The sequence below is a fragment of the Erwinia papayae genome (genome assembly GCF_058241465.1).
This window is the reverse complement of the sequence record NZ_JBZCHT010000009.1, coordinates 1,851,112-1,868,477: the sequence shown is the minus strand read 5'-3', so window position 1 is coordinate 1,868,477 and position 17,366 is coordinate 1,851,112. Positions and strand designations below refer to the sequence as shown.

The following is a 17,366-nucleotide window of genomic DNA, read 5'->3' as shown; positions in this document are numbered from 1 at the left end:
GTAGCAAAAGCCGGGACAGAGGGAAAAGCGGGTTACCTCACTTTTTTGAGGCAACCCATAAAGACTGAGATTATTTAACCGCGTAGGCCGACTGATGGACACCAACAGCGCGTCCTGATGGGTCATCCATTGTTTTGAATGCTTCGTCCCATTCAATGGCTTTAGCAGATGAACAGGCGACCGAAGGCCCACCAGGAACGCACTCGGCGGCGCTGGCTAGTGGGAACAGCTGTTCAAAAATATCGCGATACAGGTAGCCTTCTTTTGAGGTCGGCGTATTGTACGGGAAGCGGAAATGGGCGGTCTGTAGCTGTTGGTCGCTTACCTGCTTAGCTGCAACTTCTTTCAGCGTGTCGATCCAGCTGTAGCCGACGCCATCGGAAAACTGCTCCTTCTGCCGCCATGCAACGCTCTCCGGCAGGTAAGAGGAGAAACATTCGCGCAGAATGTGCTTCTCCATCTTACCGTTAGCACCACACATTTTATCCGCCGGGTTGATACGCATTGCCACATCAAGGAATTTTTTATCAAGGAAGGGAACGCGGGCTTCAACCCCCCAGGCCGACATGGCTTTGTTGGCACGGGCACAGTCAAACATGTGCAGCGCCAGCAGTTTACGTACGTTCTCTTCATGAAACTCGCGGGCATCTGGCGCTTTATGGAAGTAGAGGTAGCCGCCGAAAACCTCATCCGCTCCTTCGCCAGATAACACCATTTTAATCCCCATCGCTTTGATTTTTCGCGACATCAGGTACATTGGCGTGGAGGCACGGATGGTGGTGACATCATAGGTTTCAATGTGATAGATAACATCGCGAATCGCATCAAGACCTTCCTGCACCGTAAAATGAATTTCGTGGTGTACGGTCCCCAGGTGATCGGCGACGGACTTAGCTGCTTTCAGGTCGGGAGAACCTTCCAGACCGACCGCAAAGGAGTGGAGCTGCGGCCACCAGGCTTCGCTTTTATCCTGATCTTCGATGCGTTTGGCCGCGAACTTTTTAGTGACCGCCGAGATAATTGAAGAGTCCAGACCACCGGAAAGCAACACGCCGTATGGCACGTCGGACATCAGATGGCTTTTAACCGATTCTTCCAGCGCATCTTTCAGCGCGGCGGCATCCGTTGTGTTGTGCTCAACGGCTTCATAGCTGAACCAGTCACGTTGCCAGTAACGACGAATTTCACCGTCGGTGCTGGACATATACCTTCCCGGTGGGAATTCTTTCAGCGTTTTGCACACCGGAACCAGCGCTTTCATTTCAGACGCGACAAACAGGTTACCGTGTTCATCGTTGCCCATATAAAGCGGGATAATGCCAATGTGATCGCGACCAATCAGCCAGGTTTTTTTCACCGCATCATAGAGGATAAAGGCAAACATGCCCTGCAAGTCATCAAGGAAATCAACGCCTTTTTCCTGGTAGAGCGCAAGAATTACCTCACAATCTGATTCAGTCTGAAACTGATATCGGTCGCTCAGTTCGGCACGCAGAGCCTGGTGGTTATAGATTTCACCGTTCACCGCCAGCACGTGGGTTTGCGCGGCATTGTACAGCGGCTGTGCGCCGTTATTGACGTCAACAATAGACAAACGTTCATGAGCCAGAATCGCGTGATCGTCAGCATAAACGCCGGACCAGTCCGGCCCGCGGTGACGCATCAGACGGGAAAGCTCAAGGGCTTTCTTACGCAGCTCAACAGGATCGCTTTTAAGATCCAACACTCCAAACACAGAACACATAGTTAACTCCCTGACAGCATCCCTTAACGGTGATGGTTATAGGTGAATATGACCAGCGAAGGCTTCGCCCGATGCATAAGAAAATGCTCTATCTTGCTATGCTGATGCAAGCAATTTAGCTTTTCTCTGAAAAATAGTCTGTTGCCTTGCTGACTGTGTTGATGTTTATTCAATAAAAGCGGTCTTAAAATGAATAAACGATAATTTTCTGGCGGGAGTGAGTGAAAAATAACCACTGGACATGACAATGAAACGACCCGCCGTGCTGGCGGGTGTGGTTCAGATAATGTCAATGTCTGCGACGGAAGGGTAAATCCAGCTGGGGCGGAAGGGCATTGCATCAACGTCGCTGAGGGTGGAAACGCCTGACAGCACCAGAATAGTTTCCAGTCCGGCCTGGAAACCAGCCAGAATATCGGTACGTAAATTGTCACCGACAATGACCGTCTCTTCTGAATGTGCCTGCATTTTGTTCAGCGCAGCGCGAATTATCCAGGGGCTGGGTTTGCCAACATAGAAAGGTTTTCTGCCGGAAATCGTTTCAATGCCGGCGCAAAGTGCACCGCAGGCGGGCACAAAGCCACGCGCATGGGTATCGGGATTGGTCGCAATAAAGCGTGCGCCGTTCGCCACAAAAAAAGCCGCCTTGTGCATCATTTCCCAGTTGTAGGAACGGGTTTCCCCGACTATCACAAAGTCCGGATTAATATCGGTGATGGTAAAACCGGCTTTGTACATTTCATGAATCAGTGCACCTTCACCCACGACATACGCTTTTTTTCCTTCCTGACGACGAAGGAAATCTGCGGTCGCCATCGCTGAGGTATAAAATACACTGTCTGGCAGGTCAATCCCGGCAGAAGCGAAACGATTGGCAAGGTCAGGAGCGGTTTGTGAAGGGTAATTCGTCAGCACCACCAGCGGCATTTCTTTCGCCATGATACGTTGCAGAAACTCTTTTGCTCCTGGCACCGGTGTGTTGTCATGCATCAGCACACCGTCGATATCGCAAATCACATTTTTAATGGTCATTATTTCGCTGTCCGTCAGGGTTAACGCAGGCATTAACCTTCCAGTAAATGTTGTAATAAAATCCCGTTAAGCATGGCGCGTTTTACCAGTGCAAAGGCACCAATCGCAGAACGATGATCGATTTCTGAACGCACCACCGGCAGATTTTTCCGGAAGGCTTTCAGTGCCTGAGTGTTGATGCAGCCTTCAATGGCTGGCAGCAAAACTTTATCGGCTTCGATAATTTCTCCGGCAATCACCACTTTCTGCGGATTAAACAAATTAATGGCAATGGCGATGGCTTTACCCAGATGGCGGCCAACGTGCTCAATGACCTCCGCCGACAGTGCGTCGCCACGGTTGGCAGCGGCACAGATTGACGAGATCTGGCATTTTTCTACCGTCAGCGCGCTGGGATGTCCCTGGGTCAACAGATGACGCATCCTGTTTTCAATGGCGGTGTTTGCCGCTATGGTTTCCAGACAGCCAAAATTGCCACAGTGGCAGCGTTCTCCCAGTGGATCGACCTGAATGTGTCCCAGTTCACCCACGTTGCCATTACTGCCAAGGAAAACCTGACCGTTGGCAATAATTCCGGCACCGGTTCCCCGATGGACACGCACCAGAATGGAGTCTGCGCAGTCGCGTGACGCCCCAAAATAGTGCTCAGCCAGTGCCAGACTGCGGATGTCATGACCTACAAAACTGGTGACGTTAAAACGTTTTTGCAGATTAGCCACCAGTGGCCAGTGTTGGACCTCTATATGTGGCATATAGCGGATCACGCCGTTATCCGGATCCACTAAGCCGGGAAGGATCACTGAAATAGCTATCAGCTCGCGCAGTTTGCGCTGATGCAGTCCACAAAAGTCAGCAATGGCACTGAACAGTGCGCTTTCCAGGGATTCCTGTGATTCTTCCGGTAGCGAGTAATCCTCCTGCGCCAGGGGCTTACCGCTGAGGTCAAAAAGGGTGAGGGTGGCATCGCTGCGCCCAAGACGCACTCCGATAGTATTGAAACCACGGGTTTCGGTAACAATAGAGATGGCGCGACGGCCACCGGTAGAGGCCTGTTGATCAACTTCTTTAATCAGGCCGCGTTCAATCAGCTGGCGGGTAATTTTGGTGACACTGGCGGGAGCGAGCTGACTGTGTTCGGCAATCTGTATCCGCGAAATCGGCCCCTGCTGGTCGATCAACCGATAAACGGCCGCGCTGTTGAGTTGCTTAACTAAATCGACATTTCCTATTTGTGACGGGCCGCCAGTGGTCATTGTGTATCTACTCGCTATAGACCTCGTCACCATTAACGATGGTCTTGATTATTTTATAGTCACGGGTGAAAACCGTCAGGTTAGCGACTTTACCAGCATCGAGCGAACCTAATTTATCATCCACACCCATTGCGCGGGCCGGATAGAGCGTTGCCATTCGTAACGTCTCATCCAGGGCGATGCCCACATGTTCGACACTGTTCGCCACAGCTTCAATCATAGTCAGGGCGGAACCACTCAGCGTACCCTTCTCGTCAACGCAGAGTCCGTCGCGATAGTATATTGTTTTTCCAGCGAAAATGAACCGATCAATACTTGCACCTGCCGGGGCAGTGGCATCTGTGACCAGAATCAGCCTGTCACCTTTGATGCGTTTGGCATTGCGGATGTTGGCATAATGGACGTGCAGACCATCAGCAATGATTCCGCACCAGACATCCGGCGAATCAAACAACGCGCCGATCAGGCCCGGTTCACGGCCTGTGATGGTGGGCATGGCATTATATAAATGGGTGGCGAAGCTGACGCCAGCGGCAATACCCTGGCGTGCTTCAGCATAAGTGGCGTGCGAATGTCCTGCGGAAATAACAATACCGGCGTCGCGTAACTGGCGGACAACTGAGCCATTAACCTGTTCAGGCGCCAGGGTGATTTTCGCGATGACATCAGCGTTTTCACAAAGAAAATCAACCAGCTCTGGTTCGGGCGTGCGAATGAGCGCCGGATTGTGTGTGCCTGGTTTACGCGGGCTCAGCCATGGGCCTTCCAGATGCAGGCCCAGTGCCTGACTGGTATGCTGAGCCAGATAAGCCCGCATCACTTCAACCGCCCGCCTGATCATTTCATCACTGCTGGTGATAAGTGTGGGAAGAAAGCTGGTACAGCCGGATTTTTCGTTAGCTTTCTGCATGATATGCAGGGTTTCACTGCTGATTGCTGCCAGATCATCGTTAAATTGCACACCGCCGCAGCCATTGAGTTGCAAATCGATAAAGCCGGGAGCAATGAGTGCACCATTGACATCGCGCAGTGCCACCCTGGCAGGAAGCGCGTCCCGTGCGCAAACGCGGTCGATCATGCCATCAGAAATGACAACAGCATGATTATCAAGTAATTCGTGACCCGTGTAGATACGGCCATTGGTTAAAGCGTACATAATGTTCTCCCGGCATTATCCGCTACTGAGCGGTTAACGGTGCGCTGATGACTTACAGATTTTTCATGTTTTCCGCTTCCATTTCGCGGAAATATTTTACGGTTTTTACTTTCAGTTCCATGGTGGCGGGTTCGTCGCAAACCACGACAGATTTGGCATGCAGTTGCAGACAGCTTATGGTCCACATATGGTTGACATTGCCCTCGACCGCGGCCTGCAATGCCTGAGCTTTCACATGGCCGGTCACCAGAATCATCACTTCTTCCGCATCCAGCAGCGTACCGACGCCAACGGTCAGAGCATATCTGGGCACCTGATCCACATTACCGTCAAAGAAGCGCGAATTAGCCACGCGGGTATCATGCGTCAGCGTCTTGATTCTGGTGCGTGATGCCAGCGACGAAGCTGGCTCATTAAAGGCAATGTGACCGTCATTACCCACGCCACCCATAAACAGATTAATTTTTCCGTACGCGCGGATTTTCTCTTCATACTGGCGACATTCTGCGTCAATATCGGCAGCATTACCATTCAGAAGATTGATGTTTTCACTTTTAATATCAACATGATCGAAAAAGTTACGGTACATAAAACTGTGGTAACTTTCGGGGTGTTCTTTTGGCAGGCCAACATACTCATCCATGTTGAAGGTCACGACGTGGCGGAAACTAACCTGGCCTGCTTTATGCATAGCGATGAGGTGTTTGTAAGCTTCCAGTGGCGTACCGCCGGTTGGCAGTCCAAGAACAAACGGGCGTTCGTCGGAGGGGTTGAAAGCATTGATACGGTTCACGATATGGCGGGCGGCCCATTTCCCAACCTGTGTCGGGGTGGCCAGAGGAATCAGTCTCATAGTTGACCTCGTTTAAACGTAATTTGAAATAAGTCTGGCGGAGCCCTGCAATCAAGCATTAAAGCGTAACGATCTGGTCTGCTGTTCGCGAGGGATAAATCCGTGATGATTTTTCGAATCATAAAATAAGTTGGTATGTAATGCCACTTTCAGCAGAAAAAAATGCAGTATTTTGGTGATTTAAATCACATTAGTTGCGGTTTTAATTTGCGTAGCGAATTAAATTTTTTTTACACTCGGGCGTATTATTTTATGTCACTGAGAAAACAGTTTACCGCTGAAACAATACGACGAAGGTACCTTGACAGGTGCTCACAGGGGGAAGGGGAACATGCTTAGTTATTTACAAAAAGTAGGTCGGGCACTGATGGTACCGGTAGCTACGCTACCTGCTGCCGCTATCCTGATGGGAATAGGTTACTGGCTCGACCCCGATGCATGGGGTAATGGCAACGCTTTTGCGGCGCTGTTGCTGAAGTCTGGTTCGGCAATTATTGAACATATGTCCGTCCTGTTTGCTATCGGTGTGGCTTATGGCATGTCGAAAGATAAAGATGGCGCGGCGGCATTAACCGGCTTTGTCGGCTTTTTAGTGGTAACCACACTCTGTTCTCCTGCCGCTGTGGCCATGATTCAGAAAATTCCTGTCGATCAGGTGCCTGCGGCATTTGGAAAAATCGAAAACCAGTTTGTCGGTATTATGGTGGGGATTATTTCGGCGGAAATGTATAACCGCTTCAGCCACGTAGAACTACCCAGGGCGCTCTCGTTCTTTAGTGGGCGTCGTCTGGTGCCGATTCTGGTTTCTTTTCTGATGATCCTGATTGCCTTTATTCTGATGTACGCCTGGCCGATAATCTTTGGCGGGCTGGTCAGCTTTGGTGAGCAGATACAGAAACTGGGTTCTGTGGGGGCCGGCGTGTATGCGTTTTTCAACCGGTTGCTTATCCCGGTTGGCTTACATCATGCGCTTAACTCAGTGTTCTGGTTTGATGTGGCGGGAATTAATGACATACCAAATTTCCTGGGCGGCGCTCAGTCGCTGGAAAGCGGCAAAGCCGTGGTCGGCATTACCGGGCGTTACCAGGCTGGTTTCTTCCCCATCATGATGTTTGGTTTGCCGGGGGCAGCGTTGGCGATTTACCACTGTGCCCGTCCTGAAAACCGGGCCAAAGTCGGCGGGATCATGCTGGCTGCCGCCTTTGCGGCCTTCTTTACCGGCATTACCGAACCGCTGGAATTCTCCTTTATGTTCGTGGCGCCGGTACTTTATTTTATCCATGCGGTACTGACGGGGATTTCGGTATTTATCGCTGCCAGCATGCACTGGATTTCAGGTTTTGGTTTCAGTGCCGGGTTGGTTGATATGGCGCTTCAAAGCCGTAATCCGCTGGCTACACACTGGTATATGTTAATCCCGCAGGGCCTGGTGTTCTTCGTGATTTACTATGTGGTTTTTCGCTTCACGATCAAAAAATTCAATTTGCTGACGCTAGGACGCGAACTGGCAGTGGAAGGCGATGAAAGCGATGGCTATGATGTCAGTGTCGAAAAAAACCACACTGACGAATCAGAAATTGATTCACTTGCCCGCCGCTATATCGGTGCCATTGGTGGTTCTGACAATCTGAGCGCGATTGATGCCTGCATTACCCGGCTGCGTCTGAGTGTTAAGGACAGTAGTGCAGTAAATGAATCGGTTGCACGTCGTCTGGGTGCTTCAGGGGTGATTCGCCTAAACCAGCAAAGCGTGCAGATTATTGTCGGTACGCGCGCGGAAACCATTGCCTCAGCAATGAAAACCGTGTTGTCCAAAGGTCCGGTAGCATCGTCCTCTCTCTCCTCTGCCCCGTCGGCGGTTGCGGCCCCGAGTGTGACCACGGCAACTGAAAAGAAAGTCGTTGCGACTCTGGTCGCCCCGGTCAGCGGTGATGTCGTTGCCCTGGAGCAGGTACCCGACGAAGCCTTTGCCAGTAAAGCGGTGGGTGATGGCGTGGCAATCGTCCCAACCAGTAGCAAGGTGGTTTCGCCAGCTAATGGTACGGTGGTGAAAATTTTTAATACCAATCATGCCTTCTGTCTGGAAACGGATAAAGGGATTGAAGTGGTGGTCCATATGGGACTTGATACGGTGGCACTGGCCGGCAAAGGTTTCACGCGTCTGGTGGATGAGGGCGCTGTCGTGACCGCCGGTCAGCCGGTACTGGAAATGGATCTGGTTTTCCTGAACGCCAATGCCCGTTCAATGATAAGCCCTGTCGTGGTCAGCAATATCGATGACTTTAGCGGTATTACGCTGGTGGCGGGTGATAAAGTGGTTGCTGGCGAAAGCCCGTTGTATGAAATCAATAGCTGACGTCAGACTGGATTAAACCCGAAGGGTGGGGAGTCATTCCCGCCCTTTTTTATTGTATTGCTGTAACAAACGGTTGTTTCCCTTCTCGGCTTTGTGGATCATACTCCGTTATTTCACACACCATACCCGTTATCGACAAGTTGTCGTTGTGCTGGCCGATTCGCCAGTCGCTTTGCTGAAGTTGGACATAGTCAGGGTATCGTTACCACCGCATTACTGAGGAAATTAAGATGAGTGAGGCTGAAGCCCGCCCAACTAACTTTATTCGTCAGATCATCGACGAAGATCTGGCTTCTGGTAAGCACAGCAGCATCCATACTCGCTTTCCGCCGGAACCAAATGGTTATCTGCACATTGGTCATGCCAAGTCTATTTGCCTCAATTTTGGTATTGCACAAGACTATCAGGGGCAGTGCAACCTGCGGTTTGATGATACCAACCCGGTAAAAGAAGATCTGGAATACGTTGAATCAATAAAACATGACGTGCAGTGGTTGGGCTTTAGCTGGACGGGGAACGTTCGCTACTCTTCAGATTATTTCGATCAGCTGCATCTGTACGCCATTGAGTTAATCAACAAAGGGCTGGCTTATGTGGATGAGCTGACACCCGAACAGATCCGTGAATATCGCGGTACGCTGACGTCTCCCGGTAAGCACAGCCCATACCGTGATCGCAGCGTGACTGAGAATCTGGCGTTGTTTGAAAAAATGCGTAATGGTGAGTTTGCCGAGGGAACAGCCTGCCTGCGCGCTAAAATTGATATGGCATCCAGCTTTATTGTGATGCGCGATCCGGTGCTGTATCGCATCAAGTTTGCTGAACATCATCAGACCGGTAATAAGTGGTGCATCTATCCGATGTACGATTTTACCCACTGTATTTCTGATGCGCTGGAAGGGATCACCCATTCTCTATGTACCCTTGAGTTTCAGGATAACCGCCGCCTGTATGACTGGGTGCTGGATAATATCTCCATTCCTGCTCACCCACGGCAGTATGAGTTTTCCCGGCTGAATCTGGAATACGCCATCATGTCCAAGCGTAAGCTTAACCTGCTGGTAACTGAAAAGATCGTCGAAGGCTGGGATGATCCCAGGATGCTGACGGTATCGGGTCTTCGTCGCCGTGGGTATACCGCCGCCTCCATTCGCGAGTTTTGCCGTCGCATTGGCGTCACTAAGCAGGACAACATTGTGGAGATGGCATCGCTTGAGTCGTGCATTCGTGACGATTTGAATGAAAATGCGCCTCGTGCGATGGCGGTGCTTGATCCGCTCAAGCTGGTGATCGAAAACCTGCCGTCAAATCACGAAGAAATTCTCACCATGCCTGTCCATCCGAATAAACCGGAAATGGGGACGCGCGAGGTGCCCTTTAGTCGGGAAATCTATATTGATCGGGCGGATTTTCGTGAGGAAGCGAATAAACAGTACAAACGACTGGTACTGGGTAAAGAGGTGCGCCTGCGGAATGCTTACGTAATTAAAGCTGAACGTATCGCAAAGGATGAACAGGGGAACATAACCTGCCTGTTCTGCACCTGTGATGTGGATACGTTGAGCAAAGATCCTGCCGATGGACGCAAAGTAAAAGGCGTTATTCACTGGGTATCGGCTGTGCATGCCCATCCGGCAGAGTTCCGGCTCTACGATCGTCTGTTCAGCGTGGCAAATCCGGGCGCGGCAGAGGATTTTCTGACCACAATCAATCCTGACTCTCTGGTGATTCGCCAGGGATTCGTTGAGCCAGGTTTGCAGCAGGCGCAGGCCACCAGCCCGTACCAGTTTGAACGTGAAGGTTACTTTTGCGCCGATCGCCATTCTGCCTCTGACAGGCTGGTATTCAACCGCACCGTCGGATTGCGTGATACCTGGATGAAAACCAGCGAATAATCCCCTTAATCGCAAAGACAACGCAGCCTTCAGGCTGCGTTTTTTTTATAAATCGCGGTATGACTTTTACGAGGAGTGGCAGATAAAGTTATCTTTTCACTTTTATTTAAAAAATAAACAGCAATTCGTCTTCATATTTTTTAAACTGCCTGTCTGTCAATGTTGACTGGTTGCCAGACGAATAAAATTTTTATTCAAACTGGCAATCTATTTATCGGCAGTCCCCTGCTGCTGATGGTATTTATCAGTCAATCATTTTTGCCGTAAGCGTTGATGTAAGACAGCTTACAGTAATGAAATTTCCTTAACGAAGAAATGTAACGATTTACGCTAATAAGAATAATCCCTGTTCCTGTCAGATTGCGAAGAGTTAAATGCAATCTGTATCAAAACGGTTTATTTATCTTATTATTTTTTTAGTAATAATTATATTATTAAAAATGTTTTTCTTATTGTTATTATATGAGGTTTTCAGTTGATAGATATTTTCATTCTCATAAATTTGTATTAATAACTGGTTTACATTCGCCGTGAGGATGTGGCCTGTGTCATGTTTTTATCGCGAAATATGCATAATTAATTGATAATTCGCGACGCGAAAAATATCATCCTGTTAATCGATTTTCGTGCTGTCAACACCAATAACTGTACTGATAATAACATCAGAATGAATTAATAATATCCTTTAAAAAAAGGACATAAAATATGTTCAGAACTATAAAAAAACAAAAACCGTTAGCACTGGCTGTTGCTTTATGTTCGGCTGTAAGTGGTGGTTTTTATTTACCCTCTGCCGCTGCCACAGGCTTTGTAGATGACTCATCACTGAGTGGAGGAATCTATTACTGGCAGCGTCACCGTGAGCGTAAAGACCTCGATGCAGGCAGTGAAAAATACGGTCAGTATGAGCAAAATCTTCATCACTCCACTTTCAATGCCAATCTGGATTTCTCTTCTGGCTATGCAGCGAATTTTATTGGACTGGATTTAGCGGCATTTAGTGCCGTTGAATTATCTGGCACGGGACCAGCAGCACCCAATGAAATTGGTTTCAGTAATGCAAAAGGTCGCTGGAGTGAAAAATGGGATGGCGATACAGGTGGAGCCAGTATTTACAAAGCAGCAATAAAAATGAAGCTTGATAATTACTGGCTACGTGGGGGTTATTTACAACCTGTCGGGCAGACTTTATTAACACCTCAGTGGGGTTTTTTACCAGGAACTTATCGTGGTGTGGAAGCCGGGGCAGTGTATGATTTCTCTGATGCCGGAGAATTATCGCTTTCTTATATCTGGACAGATGAATATAAAGCGCCCTGGTACAGGAATATGTACAACTTCCGTAAAGCAGATGGCATTACCGCAATCAGTTATCTGCATTCCATTGGGGCAAAATACGATTTTAAAAATAACCTGGTACTGGAAGGTGCATTTGGCCAGGCGGCTGATTATATGGATCAGTACTTCACCAAAGTTTCTTATGCTTTTCCGCTGGCAGGAAATAATCTGAAAACCAGCTGGCAGTTTTATGGTGCAAAAGATAAAGAGAGCGGCGGTATTTCTGATGTGAATAGTGTTTATGACGGACTTGCATGGTTGCAGGCTGTCACGTTTGGCTACACAACAGGGCCATTTGACTGGCGCCTTGAAGGGACCTGGGTAAAAGCAGAAGGGAATCAGGGATTTTTTCTGCAACGTATGACGCCGGGTTATGCCACCTCAAATGGTCGCCTGGATGTGTGGTGGGATTCACGCTCTGACTTCAATGCTAACGGTGAAAAGGCGCTGTTTGCGGGGGTGATGTATGACCTGAAAAACTGGCAGCTGCCCGGCTGGGCGATTGGAACCTCTTACGCTTATGGCTGGGATGCCAGACCGTCCACCAAACCTGTTTACGATCAGAATCAGCGGTTGAGAGAGTCTGCATGGAATATGGACCTGCTTTATACCGTTCAGCAAGGGGCGGCCAAAGGCACATTATTCAAACTGCACTATACCCGTTACAACAATCATTCTGATCTTCCAAGCTGGAGCGGGGGATATGGCAACGTATTTCAGGATGAAAAAGACGTGAAATTCATGGTTATTGCTCCGTTCACTATTTTTGAGCCAGCCAGATAACCTCGTACCCGAAAAGGATCAACAGAATGAAATATGTGCTTGTCGCTGTCACGGCTTTTTTACTCAGTGGATGCGTTGAAAAAAACGTTGTTCCGCAGAAAGAGCCAATCCCCAGCCTGGACTATCAGCACTGTCTGGATGCAAGGCATGAGGGGGGCGGTGAAGGGATCTCAAAGGAATGCGGTCAACTTCAGCACGACATTGAGCAAACTTCCAACTAACTGGTAAGGAAAACGGATGAATAAATTCAGAGCAAGTCTTCTGGCGGCGCTTATTTCTGCACTTTCAGGCGGTAATGCACTGGCAAATCAACAAGTTGTCGATCAGATTAGTCAGTTTGGGATTAAGTATCAAGTGGTCGATAATCATGCTGCACAGCATGGCGTTGACTGTGCGGCACTGGGGGCTGACTGGGCTTCCTGCAACCGGGCAATCATCACTCTGACTAATCCGGGAGAGGCGATGACCAGTCATGACTGGGCTATCTATCTGCCAAATATTCGCCAGACACTGAGAGTGGATAACGATCAATTTCGCATGGTGCATGTCATTGGTGATTTAACCCGGCTGGAGCCTACAGAAAAATTCAAAGGCTTTGCGGCCGGTGAGTCTGTCGAAATCCCAATCATTAATGAGTACTGGCAGCTGTTTGTTACTGACGTTATGCCTCGCTGGTATGTGACATCCGTTGATGCCAGTCCAAAAATTATCGCCAGCACGGACACTGAAGATCTGAGCAGCTTTGTTGAACCCATTGGTGAACAGTGGAAACGAACGCCGGATGATAAAAATATTCTGATGATGCCGGGAAGTCGCTTTGATAAGAACAGTGACGTCGCATTGCTACCAGAATCTGCCCTGCGCGGACAGATTGTTCCGACACCCTTACAGGTAAAAGTGCTGCCCGGTGATGCCGATCTGTCGAAAGGTGTGAGTCTGAATCTTACCGCTTTATCAGAGGCTAAGGCCGAGGCAATTAAGCAGCGCTTCAAACTGTTGGGGGTAGAGGAAAATGCTGAAGGCTATCAGATAGCCACCCGAATCGATCAAAAAGCGCTGAAAAAACAGCTGGCGGTCTCCGGTGCCTATACGTTGACCGTCGGCAAAAATAAAGCTGAAGTGGTCGGATATGATGAAAGCGGCGTGCTTTATGGTTTGCAATCGATCCTTTCACTGTTACCGGCAGATGGCAGTGCTGTTATCGCCACCCTGAAAGTCAGTGATGCTCCACGCTTTGCCTATCGTGGTGTTTTTCTTGATGTGGCGCGTAATTTTCACAGTAAAGATGCCGTTTTGCGAATGTTGGATCAACTGGCGTCGTGGAAAATTAACGTCTTCCATTTCCATCTGAGTGACGATGAGGGCTGGAGAATTGAGATCCCTGGTTTGCCTGAGCTGACCGAAGTGGGAAGCCAGCGCTGTCACGACCTCAGTGAGCAGCGCTGTCTGTTGCCACAGCTGGGGTCAGGCCCGGAAAATAACAATCATGGCAGTGGCTACCTCAGCCGTGAAGATTATATCGAAATAGTAAAATACGCGGCAGCGCGGGGTATTCAGGTGATCCCTGAAATAGATATGCCGGCACATGCGCGTGCAGCGGTGATCTCTATGGAAGCGCGCTACAACCGACTGATGAAGGAAGGCAAAACGGCTGAGGCATCTGAATACCGTTTGCTGGATCCGACCGATACGTCTAATACCACCTCAGTACAGTTTTATGACCACACTAGCTATCTGAATCCTTGCCTGGATTCTTCCCTGCGCTTCAGTGACAAGGTGATTGGTGAAATTCAGGCGATGCACCGCGAAGCAGGACAGCCGTTGCAAACCTGGCATTTTGGTGGTGATGAAGCCAAAAATATTCGCCTCGGTACGGGCTATTCTGATGTCAGCAACCCTGTGGCAGGGACCGGGCGTCATGATATGAGCCGGGAAGATAAGCCCTGGGCAAAATCTCAGGCGTGCCAGAAAATGATTGCCGATGGCAAAGTGGAAGATATGGAACATCTGCCCAGCTATTTCGCAGCCCAGGTCAGTCAACTGGTTAAGCAGCATGGCATTGAAAAAATGCAGGCATGGCAGGATGGTCTGAAGGATGCTGAAGGGGCTAAAACATTTGCCACTGAGCGAATGGGAGTCAACTTCTGGGATACCTTGTTCTGGGGAGGGTTTGATTCCGCTAATGACTGGGCCAACAAAGGCTATGAAGTGGTTATCTCTAACCCGGATTACGTCTATATGGATTTCCCTTATGAAGTCAATCCATTAGAGCGCGGCTATTACTGGGGAACTCGTTTCAGCGATGAGCGTAAAGTATTCAGCTTTGCCCCGAATAATTTGCCACAGAATGCTGAAACCTCAGTGGATCGCGATGGCAATACCTTTAGTGCCAAATCAGATAAGAGCTGGCCCGGAGCGTATGGATTATCTGCACAGTTGTGGAGTGAAACCGTCAGATCTGATGAGCAGATGGAATATATGATTTTCCCGCGTATGTTATCCGTGGCTGAGCGTGCATGGCATCGTGCTGCCTGGGAACAGGATTACCAGGCAGGAAGAGAGTATGTGGGTGGGAAAACCACCTTTGTTGACCAGCAGGCACTGCTGAAAGACTGGCAGCGCTTTGCCAATCTGCTGGGGCAACGAGAGCTGGCCAAACTCGATAAAACCGGAATCCACTACCGACTGCCTGTACCAGGAGGAAAAATAGTTGATGGTAAGCTCGAGGCAAATATCGCGCTGCCTGGTCTGACCATCGAATACAGCCTTGATGCAGGCAAAAACTGGCAACGCTATGATGCCACTGCACAACCTGCGGTAAGCGGTGATGTGATGGTCCGCTCGGTCAGTCCGGATGGAAAACGTTACAGCCGTGCTGAAAAGCTTTGATGGTCAGGTTCACAGGCTGACTTCAGTTGTTTTTTTGTTATCAGTATTAAAACGCCAGACTGGCGCCTTCGTTACCGGGCGCCAGCTTTAATGACAGTGAAAACAGGCCATCTGTCATCTTTCACATTTCGGAAGAAAAGCGGTGTTTTACTTCAGGGAAGCACTGACTATGAGGCTGATTGACAGAAATATGAAGCAAATCACCTGCAAAGCAGGTGATTTATTTAATCGTCATGCAGTGTTTCGTCTTCGCGGCAGTCGCCTGTTGCGCAATGGCCGTAGAGATAAAGACTGTGGTTGCTGAGCTTGATACCGTGGCGCGAAGCGATATCACGCTGACGGGATTCAATGGATTCGTCACTGAATTCGATCACTTTGCCGCAGTCCAGGCAGATAAGGTGATCATGATGGTGCTGTTGAGTAAGCTCGAAAACGGACTTGCCACCTTCGAAGTTGTGGCGGGTGACGATGCCTGCATCATCAAACTGGTTAAGCACACGGTAGACCGTTGCCAGACCAATTTCTTCGCCCATATCAATCAGGCGTTTGTACAAATCTTCCGCACTGACGTGATGGCACTCTGGTTCCTGAAGCACTTCCAGAATTTTCAATCGGGGAAGCGTGACTTTCAGGCCGGCCTTCTTTAATGCGGTGTTATTGTCAGTCATGCGGATATTGTCCTGTTACTTTGCTTGTCACTAAGTGGCTGAAAAACCCTGAACATCGGCCTAAACAAAAGCTAAGCTACCCAGTATAGAACTGATGTGTCGAAATGAAAACCACCGGAAAGGCGCAGAACCGCCGCAGAGGGCAGGGCAAAAACCTGTACATCCGGGGGAAGCAACGACACCGTGCGGGTTTACATTTCGCTCTGTTTCCGGCTTGACGCACTCCAGGCAGATACCCGAAGCGCGAAGGGTCGATGGCGATATTGTACAGTGTTGCAGATGAAAGTTACAAAAATGTTCCTATTATATTCATAGGAAAAAACCACAGATATGTTGCGTGATTGGCATCCTCAGCAGAGGAGCAAATCAGGCTTCAAGAATCTCTTTAAGCTGTAACTCTTCGTAGATCTGTTTAACCCACTTTTCAGTGCGTTCATTTGTCAGCTCAGGCTGGCGGTCTTCATCAATGGCCAGACCAAGGAAATGCGTGTCATCTGCCAGCCCTTTAGAGGCTTCAAAATGATAGCCCTCAGTAGGCCAGTGACCGACAATCACTGCGCCATTTGGCTCAATAATGTCGCGAATGGTGCCCATCGCATCGCAGAAATATTCAGCATAATCTTCCTGATCGCCACAGCCAAACAGCGCCACCAGTTTGCCGTTGAAGTCAATTTCTTCCAGCGTCGGGAAAAAGTCGTCCCAGTCGCACTGCGCTTCGCCATAGTACCAGGTTGGAATGCCCAGCAGCAGAATATCAAAGGCTTCAAGGTCTTCTTTGCTGCTTTTAGCAATATCATGAACTTCCGCAACCTCATTACCCAGCTGCTTCTGTATCATTTTTGCAATGTTTTCCGTATTGCCTGTATCGCTGCCAAAGAAAATGCCTACGATTGCCATGAGTTTAATAACCTCTTGAATCTTAAAAAGGGACGGCTGATCTGAAAATATTAGCGGCAATGATAGCAGACCGCATCGGGTGGATAAATGAGGAATCCTCCCGCATTTGTCGCTTTGTGCTCTGTGCCGTGGAATTCTCTGAGGCCGACTTGCTCAACATGATGAATTGACCAGTTGCGTCATGATCATTTCTTCAATCAGTTCGCTGCGACTGATATTGCGGGCTTCTGCCAGCTGGTTCAGTGCATCAACGGCGTCACTATTCATTTTTAGTTCCACGCGCCGCAGACCGCGCACTTTATCACGCCTGAGCTGGTTGCGTTTGTTAATACGCAGCTGCTCGTCGCGTGCCAGCGGGTTGGTTTTGGGACGACCAGGGCGACGCTCTTCTGCAAACAGATCGATCGTAGTACGGTCGGTGTTCTCTTTTGCCATAGGATTGTGTTACTGAAAAAGACTGGAGTTCTGATGGACCAGGCGGTCATGCTGGCTGAATACCGAC

The 17,366-nt window shown here is 49.3% G+C and carries 13 protein-coding genes; 5 read left to right on the top strand and 8 right to left on the bottom strand.

Annotated features, from left to right (window positions below):
* Window positions 1-70: 70 nt before the first annotated feature.
* The 5 genes from asnB to nagB form a co-directional block, all read right to left on the bottom strand.
* Entirely contained in the window at window positions 71-1,744 is a 1,674-nt protein-coding gene (asnB, locus tag AC3RPL_RS13635; protein ID WP_490740403.1) for an asparagine synthase B, read from the bottom strand.
* 279 nt (window positions 1,745-2,023) lie between these two features.
* Window positions 2,024-2,776 carry an HAD-IIA family hydrolase gene (locus AC3RPL_RS13630; protein WP_034941882.1) on the bottom strand — a complete coding sequence of 251 codons (753 nt, stop codon included), beginning with the start codon at window positions 2,774-2,776 and terminating at the stop codon, window positions 2,024-2,026.
* A gap of 32 nt (window positions 2,777-2,808) precedes the next feature.
* Window positions 2,809-4,029, bottom strand: a complete 1,221-nt coding sequence (gene nagC / locus AC3RPL_RS13625; RefSeq protein ID WP_490740402.1) for a DNA-binding transcriptional regulator NagC — start codon at window positions 4,027-4,029, stop codon at window positions 2,809-2,811.
* Between the two features lie 7 nt (window positions 4,030-4,036).
* The gene (gene nagA, locus AC3RPL_RS13620; protein ID WP_490740401.1) at window positions 4,037-5,185 is read right to left on the bottom strand and encodes an N-acetylglucosamine-6-phosphate deacetylase; all 1,149 of its coding nucleotides are present in this window, start codon (window positions 5,183-5,185) and stop codon (window positions 4,037-4,039) included.
* 52 nt (window positions 5,186-5,237) lie between these two features.
* Entirely contained in the window at window positions 5,238-6,038 is an 801-nt protein-coding gene (gene nagB / locus AC3RPL_RS13615) for a glucosamine-6-phosphate deaminase (RefSeq protein WP_034941667.1), read from the bottom strand.
* A gap of 331 nt (window positions 6,039-6,369) precedes the next feature.
* On the opposite strand from nagB, the gene nagE reads away from it, so the two are divergent.
* The 5 genes from nagE to AC3RPL_RS13590 all read left to right on the top strand — a co-directional run bounded on the left by nagE (window position 6,370) and on the right by AC3RPL_RS13590 (window position 15,299).
* Window positions 6,370-8,394 carry an N-acetylglucosamine-specific PTS transporter subunit IIBC gene (gene nagE, locus AC3RPL_RS13610; protein WP_490740400.1) on the top strand — a complete coding sequence of 675 codons (2,025 nt, stop codon included), beginning with the start codon at window positions 6,370-6,372 and terminating at the stop codon, window positions 8,392-8,394.
* A 230-nt stretch (window positions 8,395-8,624) separates the two neighbouring features.
* Window positions 8,625-10,289 (top strand): glutamine--tRNA ligase, encoded by a 1,665-nt coding sequence (gene glnS, locus AC3RPL_RS13605; RefSeq protein WP_490740399.1) that lies wholly within the window; start codon window positions 8,625-8,627, stop codon window positions 10,287-10,289.
* Window positions 10,290-10,994: 705 nt separating this feature from the next.
* Complete coding sequence (gene chiP / locus AC3RPL_RS13600) at window positions 10,995-12,410, top strand: chitoporin ChiP (protein WP_490740398.1); 1,416 nt, start codon at window positions 10,995-10,997, stop codon at window positions 12,408-12,410.
* Between the two features lie 26 nt (window positions 12,411-12,436).
* On the top strand, window positions 12,437-12,631 hold the full coding sequence (chiQ, locus tag AC3RPL_RS13595; protein ID WP_490740397.1) for a ChiQ/YbfN family lipoprotein: 195 nt from the start codon (window positions 12,437-12,439) through the stop codon (window positions 12,629-12,631).
* Between the two features lie 16 nt (window positions 12,632-12,647).
* Window positions 12,648-15,299 carry a beta-N-acetylhexosaminidase gene (locus AC3RPL_RS13590; protein ID WP_490740396.1) on the top strand — a complete coding sequence of 884 codons (2,652 nt, stop codon included), beginning with the start codon at window positions 12,648-12,650 and terminating at the stop codon, window positions 15,297-15,299.
* 224 nt (window positions 15,300-15,523) lie between these two features.
* Here the strand turns inward: AC3RPL_RS13590 and fur are convergent, their stop codons facing one another.
* The 3 genes from fur to ybfE form a co-directional block, all read right to left on the bottom strand.
* The gene (gene fur, locus AC3RPL_RS13585; protein WP_034941654.1) at window positions 15,524-15,967 is read right to left on the bottom strand and encodes a ferric iron uptake transcriptional regulator; all 444 of its coding nucleotides are present in this window, start codon (window positions 15,965-15,967) and stop codon (window positions 15,524-15,526) included.
* A 366-nt stretch (window positions 15,968-16,333) separates the two neighbouring features.
* The gene (fldA, locus tag AC3RPL_RS13580) at window positions 16,334-16,864 is read right to left on the bottom strand and encodes a flavodoxin FldA (RefSeq protein WP_034941651.1); all 531 of its coding nucleotides are present in this window, start codon (window positions 16,862-16,864) and stop codon (window positions 16,334-16,336) included.
* 153 nt (window positions 16,865-17,017) lie between these two features.
* A complete protein-coding gene (gene ybfE, locus AC3RPL_RS13575; RefSeq protein WP_490740395.1) occupies window positions 17,018-17,299 on the bottom strand; it encodes a LexA regulated protein in 282 nt (93 codons plus the stop codon).
* Between the last annotated feature and the right edge of the window lie 67 nt (window positions 17,300-17,366).